This window comes from Amycolatopsis thermalba (assembly GCF_023376025.1).
GTDB lineage: Bacteria > Actinomycetota > Actinomycetes > Mycobacteriales > Pseudonocardiaceae > Amycolatopsis_E > Amycolatopsis_E thermalba.
On record NZ_CP091196.1, the window covers coordinates 7,151,976 to 7,169,319 of the forward strand.

Consider the following 17,344-nt stretch of genomic DNA (forward strand, 5'->3'; position numbering starts at 1 on the left):
GGGGCAGGAAGACGGTTAACGCTGTCCGCGTGTGGTGCGGAACGTGCGGAATCCCCGGCGGTGGTAGTTCGGCAGGGCGTGTGGGTGGTCCAGGTCCGAGGTGTGCAGCCAGACGCGGCGGACGTCCGGGCCGCACTGCCACGCCTGCTCGATCGCCAGGGTCAGCGCGTACCCGCCGATGCCCTTGCCCACGTACTCCGGCACCAGGCCGAACGTGGTGATCTCGACTTCGCCGTCGCCGTGGGATTGGTAGTCCGCCAGGCCGGCGACTTCGCTCAGGTAGCGGATCAGCACGCACTGCCGTCCCTCGCGGGCCAGGTACGACGCCCAGTCGTCGTCGGACCAGCGGGAGCTGGGCCAGTTGTACGGCTTCCCGATCCGCACGGTCGTCGGGCGGACCAGCGGGGAGTCGGCGGGCACGTGCTCGGCCGACAACCCCGGCACGGGCGGCGCCGGGCGCAGGTCGGCGGGGCTGGACATCTCGAGATGGGTGACGATTTCCTCCACCGGCCCAGAATGCCGTCCGCGCCCGCGTCGCGCGAGCTATTTCTGCCCGTACCCCCGCAACTTCTCGACCACGTGGGCGATCTCCTCGGACGGCAACAACCGCGGGCTGCCGGCCGAACGAGCCAGCAGCCACACCTGACACAGCCACTCCAGCTGCTCGGCACGGCTGTAGGCAGCCGCCAGACCGTCACCGTAGGTGATCGTGCCGTGGTTGCCCAGCAGACAGCCCCGGCGGCCTTCCAAGGCGGCGAGCATCGACTCCGCCAGCTCCTCCGTGCCGTACGTCGCGTACCGGGCGACCCGCGCGGACGGGCCGATCGCCGCCAGCATGTAGTGCACCGCGGGCACCTCGTCGACCAAAGTGGACACCGCGGTCGCGTGCACCGAGTGCGTGTGCACGATCCCGGTGATCGGCGCGCCGTCCGGATCGGTCGCCTTCGTGTACACCGACAGGTGCATCGGCATCTCGCTGGTGGGCCGCAGCTTGCCCTCCACAATGGCCCCGTCGAGCGACACCACCGGGATGTCCTCCGGTGTCAGCACGCCGTAGTCCACCCCGGTGGGCGTCATCGCGATCAGCTCGCCCGAGCGGGCGGAGATGTTGCCCGAGGTGCCCACCACGAGCCCGTCGGCGGTCAACCGCCGCGCGTACTCGCACACCGCTCGCCGTTCGTCGGCCAGGATCACAGTCGCCACAACCCTCGCGCGGCGGTCAGCGACGCCTGGTAGTCCGCGTAACCGCCCTGGTAGAACTCGACATTTTCGGGCACCGGCGACACGGTCCGCGAGCTGCTCGCCCACAGCTCCGCGTCGTACGGCTGGTTCAGCGCCTCGGCCGCGACCAGGACGGCACCCCGCGCCCCGACGCCCGGATCGCTCGGGATCACGATCGGGCGGCCGAGCACGTCGGCGAAGATCTGCGTCCACTCGGCGGAGCGCACCCCGCCGCCGCACGCGTACAACCGGCCGGACAGCCCGGCGGCTTCGAAGCAGTGCCGCGCCGCGTACGCGATCGACTCGCACAACGCGCGCACCATGTCCGCCCGCCCGTGCTCCAGGCTCAGCCCGGCGAACTGCGCCCGCGCGGACGCGTCGACGAACGGCGCCCGCTCACCGGACGCGGACAGGAACGGCAGCGCCCGCACCCCGGCGGCACCGGGCGGGCTCTGCGCAAGCAGCGACCCGATCTGGGTGACCTCGATGCCCAGCAGACGGCAGATCCAGTCGATGCTCGCGGTGCCCACCATCGCCGGCATCGCGTGCAGGTATTCGCCGGGCGTGGGCGTGGACAGGAACATCCCGGCCGGCTCGCCCTCGCCGTCGAACTCGGCGTTGTCGGTGAGCACCTGGCAGGCCAGGGTGGTGCCGGCGGTGAGGATGCCGTCACCCGGCGCCCGCACACCCGCGCCGATCGCGCTGGCCGGCAGGTCGAACGGGCCGGCGGTGACCGGCAGCCCCTCGGGCAGCCCGAGGAGTTCGGCGCCACGGCGGTTCAGCGAGAACACGGCCTTCGGCGGCGCCGGTTCGGCCAGCAGGTTCCGCCGGTGGGACAGCCCCACGGCGGCGATGGCGCCCTCGTCGTAGCGGCGGGTCTTCGGGTCGAGGAACGGCAGGGACGCGTCGGACACGTCGACCGTGATCTCACCGGTCAGCCGCTGCACGACGGCGTCCACGCAGTACCCGGCCACCGCGGCCCGGTCCAGCACCTCGGGCTCGTGGGTGTCCAGATAGGACAGGATGGCGGCTGCGCAGCCGGGGAACATGCCCGAGCCGGTGCGCCGGAACACCTCCCGGGAAACGCCGTCGGCCTGCCACTTCGCGAGCAGCGCGTTGGCCCGGCCGTCGAGCCACGAGATGGCCGGGCGCACCGCGTTGCCGTCCTCGTCACGAAGCCACACGCCATCACCCTGGCCGGTCAGCGCGAGCGCGGTGACCGGGGCGTCCAGCTTCGCCGCGACCTCGCGCACGACGGTCGCGACCGTGCCGACGACCTGGTCGAGGTCCTGCTCGACCCGGCCGCCGGACAGGTGGTGCACCTCGGACGGCGTGCAGGCCTGGTGCAGCGACACCCCGGCCTCGTCGAAGACGACGGCCTTCGTCAGTGAAGTACCGATGTCGACGCCGATGATCATCGGAGCACATCCGGGTTGGCGACGTTGGCCAGCTTCTCCCCACGGGCGTAGCGGCCCACCTCGGCGGCGACGATCCGCGCGGCTCGCTCCGCGGTCTGGCGGCTGGCACCCGCCAGGTGCGGCGTCGCGATGACGTTCGGCGCGTCACGCAGGGCCCAGTCCGCGGGCGGCGGTTCGACGGCGTAGACGTCCAGCGCCAGGGCACCCAGCCGGCCGGACTTCAGCAGGCCGGGCAGCGGCGCGTAGTCCAGCAGCCCGCCGCGGGCGGAGTTGACCAGCACCGCGCCTTCGGGCAGCAGGGCCAGGCGCTCGGCGTTGATCAGGTGGCGGGTCTCGTCGGTCAGCCGGGCGTGCAGGCTGACCACCGCGCTGCGCCGCAGCAGGTCGTCCAGCTCGACCAGCTCGGCCCCGTCCGCGGCGATCTGCTCCGGCTTGGCGTAGGGGTCGGCGACCAGCACCTTCGAGCCGAACGCGACCAGCACCTTGGCCACCCGCGAGCCGATGGCGCCGTAGCCGACCAGGCCGACCGTGGTGCCCTCCAGCTCGAGGCCGGCGTTCGGGTAGGCGTAGTAGTCGCCGCGCCAGGTGCCGCCGAGCAGCTCGGCCGACGAGGTCGAGATGCGGCGCATGGCGGCGAGGATCATGCCGATCGCGAACTCGGCCGCGGCCGTCGCGTTGCGGCCCGGCGCGTACGTGACGGCGACGCCGGCCTCGGTCGCGGCGGCGAGGTCGACGTTCACCGGCCCGCCCCGGCACACCGACACCAGCTTCAGCTCGGGCGCGGCGGCGAACACCTTCTTCGTGAACGGCGCCATCTGGGTGACCGCGACCTCGGCCCCCGCCAGCGCCTCGATGACCTGCTCCTCGGTGCCACTCGCCTCGTGCACCCCGCCGACCGGCCCGAACGGCTCGACCGGCCAGGGCAGCGACAGCTCGCTGAACTCGACCTCGGTGGCCAGCTCGACCCGGACCGCGTCGGCCAGCAGGTTGTTGCCGACGAACTCGTCTCCCGCGCAGAGAACGCGCACTTCTGGCTCCTCCTTGAACCCGCCGGGCCTCAGCTGGCCGCGTGGACCTGTTCGTATTCGGTGATGTGCGCGACCTTGGCCGCGCTGGGCGAACCCGGGTCGAACGTGTAGCCCAGCCACTCCGTGACGATCTTCTTCGCCAGCTCGGCTCCGATGACCCGGGCACCGAAGGTGATGATCTGGCAGTTGTTCGACTTCACGGACCGCTCGGCCGAGTATGAATCGTGGGCGACCGTGGCGCGCACCCCCGGCACCTTGTTGGCCGAGATCGCCACGCCGATGCCGGTTCCGCAGACCAGGACACCCCGGTCGGCCTCGCCGTTCGCGATCTTCTCCGCGGCCGCCAGGCCGAAGATCGGGTAGGCGCGGTCGTCGTCCGGGCTGTCCACGCCCAGGTCGATCACCTCGGTGACCCGCTCGTCCTTCCGCAGCAGGTCCCGCACCTCGTTCTTCAGCAGCACGCCGGCGTTGTCCGCGGCCACCACGACCCGCATCAGTTCCCCTCCTTGCTCAGAGCTTCCCCGATCGCCGTGACGATCAGGGCGAACGAGGTCGCGCCGGGGTCGGCGTGCCCCTTGCTGCGCTGCGCCAGCCGGGCCGCGCGCCCCTTGGCGGGCACCAGGTTCGCGGTCTCCTCGGCGGCGAGCGTGGCCGCCTGCGCGGCCTTGCGCCACGCGTCCGGCAGCGCGGCACCGGCTTCGGCCTGCTTGCGCAGCGCCTGCCGGAACGGTTCGATCGCGTCGAGCATGGTCTTCTCGCCCAGCTCGGCCTTGCCCAGCTCGGTGAACGCCCGCACCGCGCCGTCCACGGCATCGGCGACCACCGCCGTCGTGATCTCGTCCACCCGCAGCCCGGCGCCGGTCTCGGCGAGCAGCACGCCGTACAGCGCACCGGAAGCCCCGCCGGCGGCGTCGGCGAGCGCGGTCCCGGCGGCCAGCAGCGTGTCGGCCACCGACGACCCGGCGGCCGCGCGCGCGGCCGAGACGGCGGCCCGCATCCCGCGGGTCATGCCCAGGCCGTGGTCACCGTCCGCCGCGACCGCGTCCAGACGGCCCAGCTCCGGCTCGTTCTCCTCGATGCTGCGCATGGCCGCGGTCAGCAGGCGGTCGACGACCTCGACGCCCGCGCCCTCCGGCCGGTCCAGTTGCTTGTCCACGGTGGACGACAGCTCGACCGGCTCCAGGATCGCGCCGCCGCTGCGGTAGCCCGGGGTGTCGCACGGCGCGCCGTACAGCTCGGCCAGCTCGTCGTCCAGCACCAGCACCGACAACGAGACGCCGGCCATGTCCAGCGACGTGACGAACTCGCCGACCTCGGTGTGCACCGGGGTCAGCCCGGCGGCGGTGAGACGCTCGTGGATCCGGGTGTAGGTCACGAACATCTCTTCGTACTTGGTCCGGCCCAGGCCGTTCACCAGCACCGCGACCCGGCCGTCGCCCCGCGGCAGCTCGGGCAGCAGGCCGTCGACCAGCTCGTCGGCCAGCTCCGCCGCGCCGAGACGGCCCACGGTCCGCACCCCCGGCTCGCCGTGGATGCCCAGCCCCAGCTCCATCTCGGACTCGCCGACGGTGAACAGCGGCTGATCGGCCCCCGGCAGCGTGCAGCCGCCGAACGCCACGCCGAACGTGCGGGTGTTCGCGTTGGCCTTGACCGCCGCCGCGTACACCGCGTCCAGGTCGTCCCCGCGCTCGGCCGCGGCACCCGCGACCTTGAAGACGATGAAGTCGCCGGCCACCCCGCGGCGCTTCTCCGGCGCGTCGGCCGGGCCGCTGGCGATGTCGTCGGTGATCAGGATGGTGCGGCTCTCGATGCCCTCCGCGGCCAGCCGGCGCGCGGCGAGGCCGAAGTGCAGGACGTCACCGGCGTAGTTGCCGTAGGCGAACAGCACCCCCGCGCCCCCCTCGGCGGCGCGGGCGGTGCGGTAGACCTGCTCGGCGCTCGGGCTGGTGAACACGTCACCGACCACCGCCGCGTCGGCCAGGCCGGGCCCGACGAGCCCGGCGAACGCCGGGTAGTGGCCGCAGCCGCCGCCGATGATCACGGCGACCTTGCCCTGGCGGGGCACGTTCCGGCCGAGCACGCCGTAGGCGTCCGGCACCTTGCGCACCTCGCGGCCGTAGGCGGTGACGAAGCCGTCCAGCCAGTCCCGCTTGAACGTCTCGGCTGTTCCCAGCGTGGTCATGAGCGCACCAGCTCTCCGGTGAGGTAGGCGAGCAGCAGCTTCCGGACGTCGTGGTTGGACTCGGCGATCCGCGCGGCCAGCTCCAGCGCGTCCGGCTTGGGCGGGTAGGTCGGGTTGGGCAGGGCGATGACGGTGAGCCCGGCGGCCGCGGCGGCGCGGATGCCGTTGCTGGAGTCCTCGACCCCCAGGCACTCCTCGCCGCGGAAGCCGAGCCGGGACGCGGCCTCGGCGTAGACGTCCGGGCTGGGCTTGCCGCGCGGCACCTCGGCACTGGACACCGTCGCCGAGAACTCGCCGGTCAGCCCGTGCGTCTCCAGCACCGCGTCGATGACCCGGCGGGCGGCGGAGGACGCGAGCGCGACCGGAACCCGGGCGGCCACATCGCGCACCATCGCGTCGGCGCCGTCGAGCAGCGGGGCCTCGCCGTTCGCGATCGACCGGATCATCCCGTCGACCACGGCCTTCTCGACCTGCTCCGGGCTCTCCGGGGTCCCGCTGCGCTCCGCCAGGTACGCGGCCCACTCGGGCGCGCTCATGCCCTGGACCGTGGCGGTGTCGGCGGCCGTCCACTCGACACCGTGGGCGGCCGCGTAGGCGACCCAGTTCTCCTCCCAGAGGTGTTCACTCTCGACCAGGACACCGTCGAGGTCGAACACCACCGCGGCGAAACCCATGCAACAACCCCTTTCACGCCGTTGGTGTTAAATTAACACCGCTGCCGAGATTTGTCACGGGAGGTCTGATGGGAACCCGGTTGCTGCTGGTCCGCCACGGCGAGACCGAATGGCACGCGGAGAACCGCTACGCGGGCACCAGCGAGGTGGGCCTCACCGAGCGCGGGAGGCGCCAGGCCGAGCGGCTCGCCGCACACCTGGCGGCGGCGGAAGAGCAGGTCACCGCCCTCTACCGCTCGCCGCAGGGCCGGGCGCGGGTGACCGCGGAGCCGTCCGCGCGGGCGCTCGGACTCGAGCCGGTCGTGGTCGAGGAGCTGCGCGAGGTGCACTTCGGGATCGCCGAGGGCCGGGTGCTGTCCGAGCTGGACCCGCAGGTCGTGGCCGCGTTCCGGGCCGATCCGGTGGCCGGCGCGTTCCCCGGGGCCGAGCCCACGGCCGACGCCGCACGCCGCGGGGCGGCGGCTCTGCGGGCCATCGCCGCGCGGGAGGACGGCGGCCGCGTGCTGGTCGTCGCGCACAACACCCTGATCAGGGTCACCCTGTGCGAGCTGCTCGGCATCCCGGTCCGCGACTACCGCCGGGTGTTCCCGCGACTGGAGAACGCGGCGATCACCGAGATCGGGATCGACGGCGACGCGACGAGCCTGCGGCGCTTCAACCTGCCCACGTCCTAGCCTGGTCGCGTGGAAGACAAGTCCAGCGGGAGCGCCCGCTCTCGTAACATCCGGCAGCAGCGCATCACCGACTACGTCGTGAAGAAGGGCCAGGCCTCCGCCGCGGAGCTGGCCGAGCTGACCGGCGTGAGCGTGATGACGGTGCACCGCGACCTGGACGAACTGGCCCGGCGCGGTCTGCTGCGCAAGTACCGCGGTGGGGTCTCGGCCCAGCCCTCGACGGTCTTCGAGAGCAACACCGAGTACCGGCTCAACGCCCACGTCGAGGCCAAGGCGGCGATCGCCAGGGAGGCGCTGTCCCTGGTCGAGCCCGGCATGTCGATCCTGCTCGACGACTCCACCACCGCGCTCGCGCTGGCCAGGCTGCTGCACCAGGTCACCCCGCTCACCGTGGCGACGAACTACCTGCGCATCATCGAGGTGCTCAAGCACATCGACGACCTGCGCCTGATCGGCCTCGGCGGCGACTACTCCGCCACCCACGACTCGTTCCTCGGCATGCCCTGCCTGGAGGCCGTCGAGCGGCTTACGGTGGACGCGACGTTCGTGTCGACCTCGGCGATGAACTCGGAGATGACCTTCCACCAGGAGCCCGAGATCGTCATGGTCAAGCGGGCGATGCTGGCCAGCGCCGAGATCCGGGTGCTGCTCATGGACTCCAGCAAGATGCCGCGCACCGCGCTGCACCGGCTGGCCGAGATCGAGGACTTCCACCACCTCGTGGTCGACTCCGGGGTCTCCGGCTACCTGCTGAACGAGCTACAGGACCAGACGAACGTGGCCGTCGCCGAGGTCTGATCGCATCACACCCTTGCGTGTTAATTTCACGTGCTCCATGATAACTTGAGTTCGAGACTCATGGAGGGCGTGATGACGCAGACGGCAACATCGAGGTTGTCCCAGCCGGACAGGGGGTTCCGGGGGCTTCTCACCAGGTGGGGGCTGCCGGCCCCGCTGTTCCTCGGCTATGTCGGCCTGTTGCTGTTCATGGTCGGCGACGGCGTGGAGTCCGGGTTCATCGCCCCGTTCATGGCCGACCACGGCGCCGGCACCGAAATTCACGCGTCCTATGTGATCACCGCATACGGCGTGGCCGTGATGCTCGCGTCCTGGCTGTCCGGCGCGTTGTCGGAGCTGTGGGGACCGCGCCGGGTCATGTGGATCGGCCTGGCGATCTGGCTCGTGTTCGACGTGCTGTTCCTCGCCGTGGCGGTGCCGAGCGAGAACTACCCGCTGATGCTGATCACCTACGGCATCCGCGGCTTCGGCTACCCGATGTTCGCGTTCGGGTTCCTGGTGTGGATCACCGCGGTCGCGCCGGTCGCCCGGCTCGGCGCCGCGGTCGGCTGGTTCTACTTCGCGTTCACCGGCGGCCTGCCCACGCTCGGCTCGCTGGTCGCGAGCTTCACCAACCCGGTGCTCGGCCACTACGGCACGCTGTGGCTGTCCGTCGGCATCCTCGCCGCCGGTGGCTTGCTGTGCGTCCTCGGCGTGCGCGAGCGGACCGGTTTCACGCGGCTCGCCCCGGAGGGCGTCAAGCCCGTGCAGAGCCTGGTGTCCAGCGTGTCGATCGCGTGGAAGAACCCGCGGGTGGGCGTCGGCATGATCGTGCGGATCATCAACACCGCGCCGGAGTTCGGCATGCTGGTGTTCTTCCCGACGATCTTCGCCGACCAGATCGGGTTCGGCGAGGGCCGGTGGCTGCTGCTGGTGTCGGTCATCTACGGCACGAACATCTTCTTCAACCTGATCTTCGGCGTGGCCTCGGACAAGATCGGCTGGCAGCGGACCATCTTCTGGTTCGGCGCGATCGGCTGCGCGATCTCGATCCTGCTGCTGTACTTCGTTCCGACGGCCCTGGGCGCGGACTACTACTGGGTGGCCCTGCTGGTCGGCGCGCTCTACGGTGCGACGCTGGCCGGGTTCGTGCCGATCTCGGCGCTGCTGCCGTCGCTCGCGCCGGAGAACAAGGGTGGTGCGATGGCGTTGCTGAACCTCGGCGCCGGTGCCGCGGCGTTCGTCGGGCCCGCGATCGTGTCGCTGTTCCTCGGTCCGGCCGGCGCGGCGGGCGTGGTGATCATCTTCGCGGCGCTCTACATCGTGGCGGCGGTGCTGACCCGGTTCCTGAAGCTGCCGGAGACCACGCGGAAGGCGATCGACGAGGACGTCAGCCTGCAGGACGTGACGGTGGCTCGCCCGTGACGGTTGTCGGTGTCGATGTCGCGACCGCGGGGGTGCGTGCCTTCGCGGTCGGCGACGACGGTTCGGTGCGGGCAACGGCTTCGGCGCCGCTGCCCGCCCCGGTCCGGGACGAGTCCGGCCGCAGCGAACAGGACGCGCGGTCGTGGTGGCCCGCGGTCGAGGCGGTGCTGTGCCGGGTGACCGCAGAGGCCGGGCCGGTGCGGGCGGTCGCGGTGTCGGCCACGTCGGGCACGATCGTCGCGGTCGACGACCGGGGTGAGCCGCTCGGCCCGGCCCTGATGTACGACGACCGTCGCGGCGCGGACGACAACGCGAAGGCGGCGGCGGTGGGCGCGCAGCGGTGGCGCGAGCTGGGGATGAGCGTGTCCCCGACCGCGGCGCTGGGCCGGATCAACTGGTTGCGGCGTGCCTTTCCCGGCGCGGCCGGGGTCCGGCACACGCCGGATCTGATCGGTGAGAAGCTCCTCGGCCGCCCGGTGGCGACCGACTCCTCGCATGCCCTGAAGAGCGGGTACGACCCGTTGCGCGAGGAGTGGGCGGCCGAGGTGTTCGACTTCGGGGTGGACTGGCTCCCCGAGGTCGTGCGGCCGACGACCGTGCTGGGCGAGCTGCCTCGCGCGGTCGCCGGCCTGCCCCAGGGGTGCCTGGTGGTGGCCGGCATGACCGACGGTTGCGCCGGCCAGCTGGCGACGGGTGCGGTGACGCCGGGCCGTTTCGTGGGCATCCTGGGCACGACGTACGTGTTGAAGGGGGTCACCGAGCAGCTGGTGCGAGACCCCTCGGGCGCGATGTACAGCCACCGGCACCCGGACGGCTGGTGGCTGCCGGGCGGGGCGTCGAACACCGGCGGCGAGGCGGTGGCCGGCGTGCCCAACCTCGCTCACCTCGACGAAGCGGCGGCGCGACTGGGCCCGGCGCGCGTGGTGGCTTACCCGTTGAAGCGAGCCGGAGAGCGCTTCCCGTTCGTCACCCCGGACGCGCGGGGCTTCGTGCTGGGCGAGCCACGGGACGAGGTGGAACTGCACCGCGCGCGGCTGGAAGGCGTGGCGTTCGTCGAGCGGTTGGCGTTGGAGCGGTTGCGGGAGCTGGGGGTGCCGGTGAGCGGCCCCTTGGTCGCTGCCGGTGGGGGCAGCCGAAGTCCCTTGTGGACACGCATCCGGGCGACGGTCAACGGGATGGACTTGCGGATCTCCCCCCAGGCCGAGACGGGCTACGGGGCAGCAATGCTCGCGGCGGCCGCGGTACTGCCGGGAGGACTGACCGAGGCCGCGGAGATGATCAGCGGAGAGGAAACGCTGATCGAGCCAGACCCGGCGGAACGGGATGCGCTGGAAGAGAATTACGAGCGGTTCAAGGGGGAATTGCTTAGCAGAGGGTGGATTTGAGGTAGGGGAAGAGGGGCCGGCGGGGGAAGAAGCGCCGGCGGCGAAACAGGGGCTGACGGAGCAGCAGAGGTCGGCGAGGGAAGAGTTTTTAGCGAATGGGCCGACCAACCTGCACGACCGGCGGCCGGCAACGCAACAGCACCGACTACCCCAACCAGACCTCCCCCGCCCCCGATCCACAGCCGATCTTTGGTCGCCGACCAGGCGTGTCAAGGTACTCTTTCCCGCCTTGACACGCCTGCTCGGCGACCGAAACACAATCAGGCATCGGGGGCGGGGGTGGTCGTAAGGTGACCGTTCGGCGCCGTAGGCGCCCTGGTTTTACCGCCCGGAGGGCGGGCTCTTCGCCTGCCTAACGTCACCTCTAAAGATCAAAAGATGTCCTCGCCGGACGGGCAGGCTCCGGGATGACGGGGGACCGTTGTCGGCTCACCTTGGGCAGGTGGTCGCTGTGTGGTCATCCCGTCGCCTTCCGGTTTGTGTGTATCACTTTGAGCCAGGCCCGCAAGGTTGGGTACCCGGCCGCCGGAGAGAGCGTGGGTTGCGGGCCTGGCTCAAAGTGATCGTCACGTGTCAGGCGACGGGATGACCACCCAGCTCGGGTTTGTTCAAAAAGCCTGGCGCGCGCGCCGAAGAAAAAAAGCGCTGGCGCGCACAGCGCGCCAGCGCTTTCAGCTGAAAAAATCCTCAGGCGACGGGGGTGCGGTCGTCGGCTGGGACTAGGGTTTCCAGTGCTTCCTGCAGGGCCGAGTGGGTGGCCGTGAGGCGCTCGGTGACCTCGCGGCGGAACTCGAACGCCTCGGTGCGCGCCTGCTGCGCCTCGGACAGCTGGCGCTCCGCGTCGGCGACCAGGGTGCTCGCCCGGGTCTCCGCCTCGGACGTCTGCTTGGCCAGACGCGACTCCGTCTCGGCGGTGATCTTCGCCAGGCGGGTCTCCGTCTCCTCGGTGTCCTTGGCGATCTTCGCCTCGGTCTCGGCGACCAGCTTCGCCAGGCGCTCCTCGGTCTCCCGGGTGTCCTTCGCCAGTCGCTCCTCGACCTCCTTGGTCTTCTGGGCCAGCGCGGTCTCGACCTCTTCGGTCTTGCGCGCGAGCGCCGTCTCGACCTCGTCGGTCTTGCGGGCCAGCGCCTCGGCGGTCTCCCGCTCGGCCTTGGCACGCGCGTCGGCGGCTTCGGCGTCCAGGCGGGCCCGCTCCTCGGCGGCCTCCTCGTTCAGGCGCGCGATCTCGGCGCGGCCCTGCTCCATGAGGTTCTCGTGCTCGGTGGTGAGCGCGGTGTGCCGCTCCTGGAACTCCAGCTCGAGGTCGTCGCGCCGCTTGGCCAGCTCGGCCTCGCGCTCGGCGACCATCTTGTCGGCCGCCTTGCGGGTGTCCAGGTCGTACTTGTCGGCCGCGGCGCGGATGTCGTCGGCTTGCGCTTCGGCGCGGTTCTTGAGCTCGGCGATCTCCTCTTCGGCGAGCGTCATCATCGTGCGCACGCGCTCGGTCATCGTGGCGGCGCTCGACGGGTCGCTCGCCATCCGCGACAGCGCCTGCTTGGCCTCGCTCAGCTCCTGCTGGGCGTAGGACAGGGCACGGGTCAGCTCGGCGACCGAGGACAGGGCCTCGTCACGGGAGACGGACGTCTCCTTCAGCTCGGCGGTCAGCTGGGCGAACTTCTCGTCCACCGGCGGCCGGTCGTAGCCGCGGAACACGAGCGGGAACAGGGGATTACCAGCGATGGGATCTTGGGACTCGGCAGGAGGCATGCGGGCACCTTAGTGCTATTGGACCTGGGTTTCCATACTTTCGGGTGACACATTATCGAAGATCAACTGAATCCGGTCCGCGCCTCCCCCGGAACGGCTGGGATACGGTTCGGCGGGAGTCGCGAGGAGGGGCCGGTGCAACTGCAGGAGATCGTGGCCGACCTGGCCGAACACTGGCCGCTCTACGTGTCGATGCCGTTCATCGCGGCGCTCATCGGCTACGTGACCAAGCGCGTCGCGATCGAGATGATGTTCCGGCCGATCGAGTTCGTCGGGATCAAACCGTTCCTCGGGTGGCAGGGCGTCCTGCCGGCCAACGCCGAACGCATGGCGGCCACCGCCACCGACATGCTCACCAGCAACCTCGTCGACCCGAAGGAGATCTTCGCCCGGCTCGACCCCGACCAGCTCGCCAAGGAAATCGAGCAGCCCCTCCTGCAGGTGGTCGAGGAGATCACCGAGGAGGTCATGGAGCAGTACCAGCCGCGGCTGTGGGAGGCCCTGCCCACCGGCGCCAAGGAACTGCTGCTGCGCCGCGTCCAGGCCGAGGCGCCCAAGGTGATCGCGAAGATCATGCGGGAGCTGTCGGACAACATCGAGGACGTTCTCGACCTCAAGAACATGGTCATCACCAACCTGGTGCGTGACAAGAGCCTGCTCAACCGTCTCATCCGGGACATCTCCCGCCCCGAGATGCGGTTCATCGCGAACTCCGGCCTGGTGTTCGGCTTCGCCCTCGGGTGCGTCCAGCTCGTCGTCTGGGCGCTGACCAAGTCGCCGATCGTGATGCCGCTGTTCGGCCTCGGCATCGGCTGGTTCACCGACTGGCTCGCCCTCAAGATGATCTTCCTGCCGCGCGAGCCGCGCGAGTTCTTCGGCCTCTACACCTGGCAGGGCGTGTTCCAGAAACGCCGCGACCAGGTGGCCGCCGACTACGGCGACATGATCGCCCGCGAGATCATCACCATCCCGAACCTCCTGGAGGCCATCCTCAAGGGCCCGAAGGCCGACCGGCTGTTCCACCTGATCGGCCGCGAGGTGCAGCGGACCATCGACGCGCAGGCCGGCGTCGTGAAACCGCTCGTCGCGGCCGCGGTGGGCACCCGCAAGTGGCAGGAGATGAAGCAGGCCGCCGCGCTCAAGGCCGCCGAGCGGGTGCCGGACACCATCCGGTACGCCGAGGAGTACGCGGTCAACGCCCTGGACGTGCGGAACACGATCGTCGACCGGATGCGCCAGCTGTCCCCGATGGAGTTCGAGGAGCTGCTGCGGCCCGCGTTCCGGCAGGACGAGTGGAAGCTGATCGCCGTGGGTGCGATCATCGGCGGGCTCGTGGGCGAGCTTCAGGCGATCCTGCTCCTCCACTAATCTCGCGGCCAGGATTTCCGAGGGGGTGGCCGGATGGACGCGGTGCTGGCCGACTTCGCGCAGCACTGGCCGCTCTACACCGCGATCCCGTTCATCGCCGCCCTCATCGGTTACGTCACCAAGCGCGTGGCCATCGAGATGATGTTCCGCCCGCTGGACTTCGTCGGCATCCGCCCGATCTTCGGCTGGCAGGGCGTGGTGCCCAAGCACGGCGGCCGGATGGCGGCGATCGCCACCGACCTGCTCACCAAGAACCTGATCGACCTGGGCGAGGTGATCGGCCGGATCCAGCCCGACCGGCTGGTGCGGGAGATCGAACAGCCGCTGCTGCGCGCGATCGACGCCCTGGCCCGCGACGTGCTCGCCCGGCACCACCCGCGGCTGTGGGAGTCGCTGCCGCCGATGGCGCAGGACCTGATCGTCAAGCAGCTGCAGGCCGGCTCGCCGAAGCTGGTGCGGGAGCTGCTGGAGGAGATCCGCACCAACCTCGACGGCGTGCTCGACGTCAAGCACATGACGGTCGAACGGCTCACCCGCGACCGCGCCCTGCTGGTGCGGCTCATCCGGGAGACGTCCCGGCCGGAAATGGCGTTCATCGCCCGCTGCGGCATCTACTTCGGGTTCGTCCTGGGCGTCGTGCAGGCGGTGGTGTGGGCGCTGACGAAGAACCCGTGGGTGCTGCCCGCCTTCGGCGGGGCCATCGGGCTGTTCACCGACTGGCTCGCCATCAAGATGATCTTCCTGCCGCGCCGCCCGGTGAAGATCGGGCCGATCACGCTGCAGGGCAAGTTCCAGCGCCGCAAGGCCGAGGTGGCCCGCCAGTACGGCGAGATCATCGCCCGCGAGGTGCTGACCGTCCCCAACCTCCTCGACGAGCTGCTCACCGGCCCGCGCGCCGACCGGCTCGCCGCGCTCGTGCGGCGCGTGGTGGCACGGGCCGTCGACGAGCAGGTCGGCCTGATCCGGCCGCTGGTGTCCGCGACCGTCGGCGGGGAGCGGCTGCGTGAGATGACCGAGACCGCGGCCGCCGGGGCGCTCGCGCAGATGCCGTACCTGCTGCGCAGCGCCGAGCCGTACCTGGTGGAGGCGATGGACCTGGCGAACCTGGTCGAACGGCGGATGCTCGCGCTCACGCCCGAGGACTACGAGAACCTGCTGCGCCCGGCGTTCCGCCAGGAGGAGTGGAAGCTGATCGCGGTCGGCGGTGTGATCGGGTTCGTGGTCGGCGAGTTGCAGGTTCTGCTGATGCTGCACTAGGTGAACCGTTACCGTGGCCGCGTGGCGCACGAACCGCAGCAGCTCCCCGCGGTGCACGAGGCGTGGCTGCCCCGCGAGCACTCCCTGCACCGGCCCCGGCACGGCGGCCGGCAGCTCACCGCGTTGATCAGCGCGATCGTGTTCTTCACGACCCCGGCGCTGCTGTGGGTGTTCGGCGCCCGCCCCGCCGAGATCGAGAACCGGCACCTGGCGAGCTTCCCCAGCATCGGCGACGGCTGGGCGTTCTTCACCAGCCTGCCCGGCTGGGCCACCGACCAGCTCACCTTCCGCGGCGCCGCGATCGACGCCGCGGACTGGGTCAGCCGCACCTTCTTCGGCGAGACCCCGCCACGCGACCAGGCGGGCACCACCGAAACCGGTCCCCTGCCCGGCAGCCCGCCGCCGACGCAGACGCAGGGCGAGGCCGACCAGCCCACCACCTCGGGCCCGCTCGACCAGGCCGGCTACCGGCAGGTGATCGAGGGCCGCAACGGCTGGCTGTACTTCGGCTACGACGCCGAGGCCAAGTGCTCCCCGGTCCGGATGCTGTCCGACACGCTGGAGCGGATGGGCCGGCTGCGCACGATGATCGAGGCGTCCGGCCGCAAGTTCGTGTGGGTCGTGGCGCCGGACAAATCCACCATGGTCCCGGAGAACCTGCCGTCCAGCTACCCGGGCCGGGAGTGCCACCGGGCCGCGGAGGCGCCCACCTGGCAGCAGATCGACGCGGCCGGCGCCGTGGACCTGCGGCCGGCGCTGACGGCGGAGGCGCGGCGCGTCAACCGGCCGGTCTACCCGTCCAACGACACGCACTGGACCGACGAGGGCTCACTGGCGATGACCCGCGCGGTCGCCGAGGCCGTGCAGCCCGGCATCACCGCGACCTGGCAGAGCAAGCAGATCGGCACCTACACCGTGGCCGCGGACCTGCCGCCGCTGCTGGGCAAGAAGGCCGACAAGACGAACGTGCTCTACGACCTGCGCCCGGACGGCATCGTCGACCGGGCCGGGCAGACCATCACCGACATCGAGACACCGTCCTACCGGTTCGCCTCACCGATGTCCTCGACGGTGAACCAGAAGACCCTGTTCTACGGCGACTCGTTCACCAAGGCGTCCTCGCGGTACCTGGCGGCCGGGTTCGCGAACCTGACGATGCTCGCCTACTTCACCCCGAAGACGAGCCGGGACCAGGCGATCGGGATGTTCGTCAACTCGGACGTGATCGTGCTGGAGACCGTGGAGCGCAACGTCTCCAGCGGTCAGCTGCCGTTCCTGACCGACGAGTTCCTCACGGCGCTGCAGGCGCAACTGCAGCAGCATCCGATTCGGTGACGCGGGCGGCCCGGTCGCGCAGGTAGGCGATCAGGCGGCAGACCAGGTAGATCGTGAACGCGATCGCGGTGACGAACGCGCTCACCGGCGCGCCCGGCGCGAGCGACAGGACGATGCCGCCCAGCGCGGCCGTCTCGGCGAACACGACGGCCAGCACGGTCGCCTTCCACGGGCTCGCGGTGAGCCGCACGGCCGCGGCGGCCGGGGTGACCATCATGGCGACCACCAGCAGCGCGCCGACGATCTGCACGCCGAGCGCCGTCGCGACGCCGACCAGCACGGCGAACACGACGGACAGCGTCCGCGCCGGCACCCCGCGCGCGGCCGCGACGTGCGGGTCGACGCTGGCGAACAGCAGCGGCCGGTAGATCGCCGCGAGGATCAGCAGCACCGCGACTGCAGCGATGACCAGCACGATCAGGTTGGTCGTCTCGATCGACACGATCTGACCGACCAGGATGCCGAACTTGTTGGCCGCGCGGCCCGGGTAGAACCACAGGAACAGCACGCCGAGACCGAGCCCGAAGGACAGGATCGCGCCGATCACCGAGTCGCGATCGGACTCCCGCCCGCCGAGCAGGCCGAGCAGCAGCGCGGCGATCACCGCGCCGGCCAGCGACCCGAACTCGACGCCGACGCCGAGCAGCAGCGCACCGGCCGCGCCGGTGAAGGCCAGTTCGGCGGTGCCGTGCACGGCGAAGGACATCCGCCGGGTCACGATCAGCGGGCCCAGCACTCCGGCGACGAGCCCGAGCACGGCCGCGGCGAGCAGGGCGGTCTGCACGAACGGCAGCCCGAGCAGCTGCGCCGTCAGACCGAAGTCGAAGAGCTTGTCCATGTTCAGCGGGAACCTT

At 70.9% G+C, this 17,344-nt stretch carries 16 protein-coding genes; 7 read left to right on the top strand and 9 right to left on the bottom strand.

What is annotated here, in order from left to right:
* Nucleotides 1-15: 15 nt before the first annotated feature.
* From L1857_RS34650 to L1857_RS34680, 7 genes are read right to left on the bottom strand one after another with little or no spacing between them, the layout of a single operon-like run.
* A complete protein-coding gene (locus L1857_RS34650; RefSeq protein ID WP_162831011.1) occupies nt 16-507 on the bottom strand; it encodes a GNAT family N-acetyltransferase in 492 nt (163 codons plus the stop codon).
* Nucleotides 508-543: 36 nt separating this feature from the next.
* Nucleotides 544-1,194, bottom strand: a complete 651-nt coding sequence (locus tag L1857_RS34655; RefSeq protein ID WP_094005668.1) for a class II aldolase/adducin family protein — start codon at nt 1,192-1,194, stop codon at nt 544-546.
* Nucleotides 1,191-2,639, bottom strand: coding sequence for an FGGY-family carbohydrate kinase (locus L1857_RS34660; RefSeq protein ID WP_116110238.1), 1,449 nt, complete (start codon nt 2,637-2,639; stop codon nt 1,191-1,193). Before L1857_RS34660 ends, L1857_RS34655 begins: the two co-directional genes overlap by 4 nt.
* Entirely contained in the window at nt 2,636-3,667 is a 1,032-nt protein-coding gene (locus L1857_RS34665) for a 2-hydroxyacid dehydrogenase (RefSeq protein WP_116110237.1), read from the bottom strand. Before L1857_RS34665 ends, L1857_RS34660 begins: the two co-directional genes overlap by 4 nt.
* A gap of 29 nt (nt 3,668-3,696) precedes the next feature.
* A complete protein-coding gene (locus L1857_RS34670; protein WP_116110236.1) occupies nt 3,697-4,161 on the bottom strand; it encodes a ribose-5-phosphate isomerase in 465 nt (154 codons plus the stop codon).
* Complete coding sequence (gene dhaL, locus L1857_RS34675; protein WP_094005664.1) at nt 4,161-5,849, bottom strand: dihydroxyacetone kinase subunit DhaL; 1,689 nt, start codon at nt 5,847-5,849, stop codon at nt 4,161-4,163. Before dhaL ends, L1857_RS34670 begins: the two co-directional genes overlap by 1 nt.
* Nucleotides 5,846-6,523: an HAD family hydrolase gene (locus L1857_RS34680; RefSeq protein WP_094005663.1), complete on the bottom strand. Its 678-nt coding sequence runs from the start codon at nt 6,521-6,523 to the stop codon at nt 5,846-5,848. The genes dhaL and L1857_RS34680 overlap by 4 nt, the downstream gene beginning before the upstream one ends.
* Nucleotides 6,524-6,591: 68 nt before the next feature.
* On the opposite strand from L1857_RS34680, the gene L1857_RS34685 reads away from it, so the two are divergent.
* The 4 genes from L1857_RS34685 to L1857_RS34700 all read left to right on the top strand — a co-directional run bounded on the left by L1857_RS34685 (nt 6,592) and on the right by L1857_RS34700 (nt 10,784).
* Complete coding sequence (locus L1857_RS34685) at nt 6,592-7,197, top strand: histidine phosphatase family protein (RefSeq protein WP_094005662.1); 606 nt, start codon at nt 6,592-6,594, stop codon at nt 7,195-7,197.
* A gap of 9 nt (nt 7,198-7,206) precedes the next feature.
* The gene (locus L1857_RS34690) at nt 7,207-7,995 is read left to right on the top strand and encodes a DeoR/GlpR family DNA-binding transcription regulator (protein ID WP_094005661.1); all 789 of its coding nucleotides are present in this window, start codon (nt 7,207-7,209) and stop codon (nt 7,993-7,995) included.
* A gap of 72 nt (nt 7,996-8,067) precedes the next feature.
* Nucleotides 8,068-9,399 (top strand): MFS transporter, encoded by a 1,332-nt coding sequence (locus L1857_RS34695; RefSeq protein ID WP_198958234.1) that lies wholly within the window; start codon nt 8,068-8,070, stop codon nt 9,397-9,399.
* Nucleotides 9,396-10,784, top strand: a complete 1,389-nt coding sequence (locus L1857_RS34700; protein WP_116110233.1) for an FGGY-family carbohydrate kinase — start codon at nt 9,396-9,398, stop codon at nt 10,782-10,784. Before L1857_RS34695 ends, L1857_RS34700 begins: the two co-directional genes overlap by 4 nt.
* A gap of 687 nt (nt 10,785-11,471) precedes the next feature.
* Here the strand turns inward: L1857_RS34700 and L1857_RS34705 are convergent.
* A complete protein-coding gene (locus L1857_RS34705; protein WP_233157281.1) occupies nt 11,472-12,530 on the bottom strand; it encodes a coiled-coil domain-containing protein in 1,059 nt (352 codons plus the stop codon).
* Between the two features lie 135 nt (nt 12,531-12,665).
* Between L1857_RS34705 and L1857_RS34710 the strand changes: the two genes are divergently transcribed.
* From L1857_RS34710 to L1857_RS34720, 3 genes are read left to right on the top strand one after another with little or no spacing between them, the layout of a single operon-like run.
* On the top strand, nt 12,666-13,898 hold the full coding sequence (locus tag L1857_RS34710) for a DUF445 domain-containing protein (RefSeq protein WP_094005658.1): 1,233 nt from the start codon (nt 12,666-12,668) through the stop codon (nt 13,896-13,898).
* A gap of 33 nt (nt 13,899-13,931) precedes the next feature.
* Nucleotides 13,932-15,155 carry a DUF445 family protein gene (locus L1857_RS34715; RefSeq protein ID WP_094005657.1) on the top strand — a complete coding sequence of 408 codons (1,224 nt, stop codon included), beginning with the start codon at nt 13,932-13,934 and terminating at the stop codon, nt 15,153-15,155.
* Nucleotides 15,156-15,176: 21 nt separating this feature from the next.
* Nucleotides 15,177-16,490 carry an alginate O-acetyltransferase AlgX-related protein gene (locus L1857_RS34720; protein ID WP_205413205.1) on the top strand — a complete coding sequence of 438 codons (1,314 nt, stop codon included), beginning with the start codon at nt 15,177-15,179 and terminating at the stop codon, nt 16,488-16,490.
* Here L1857_RS34720 and L1857_RS34725 read toward each other — a convergent pair.
* On the bottom strand, nt 16,447-17,328 hold the full coding sequence (locus tag L1857_RS34725) for a metal ABC transporter permease (protein ID WP_094005655.1): 882 nt from the start codon (nt 17,326-17,328) through the stop codon (nt 16,447-16,449). The genes L1857_RS34720 and L1857_RS34725 overlap by 44 nt on opposite strands.
* Nucleotides 17,329-17,344: the final 16 nt, after the last annotated feature.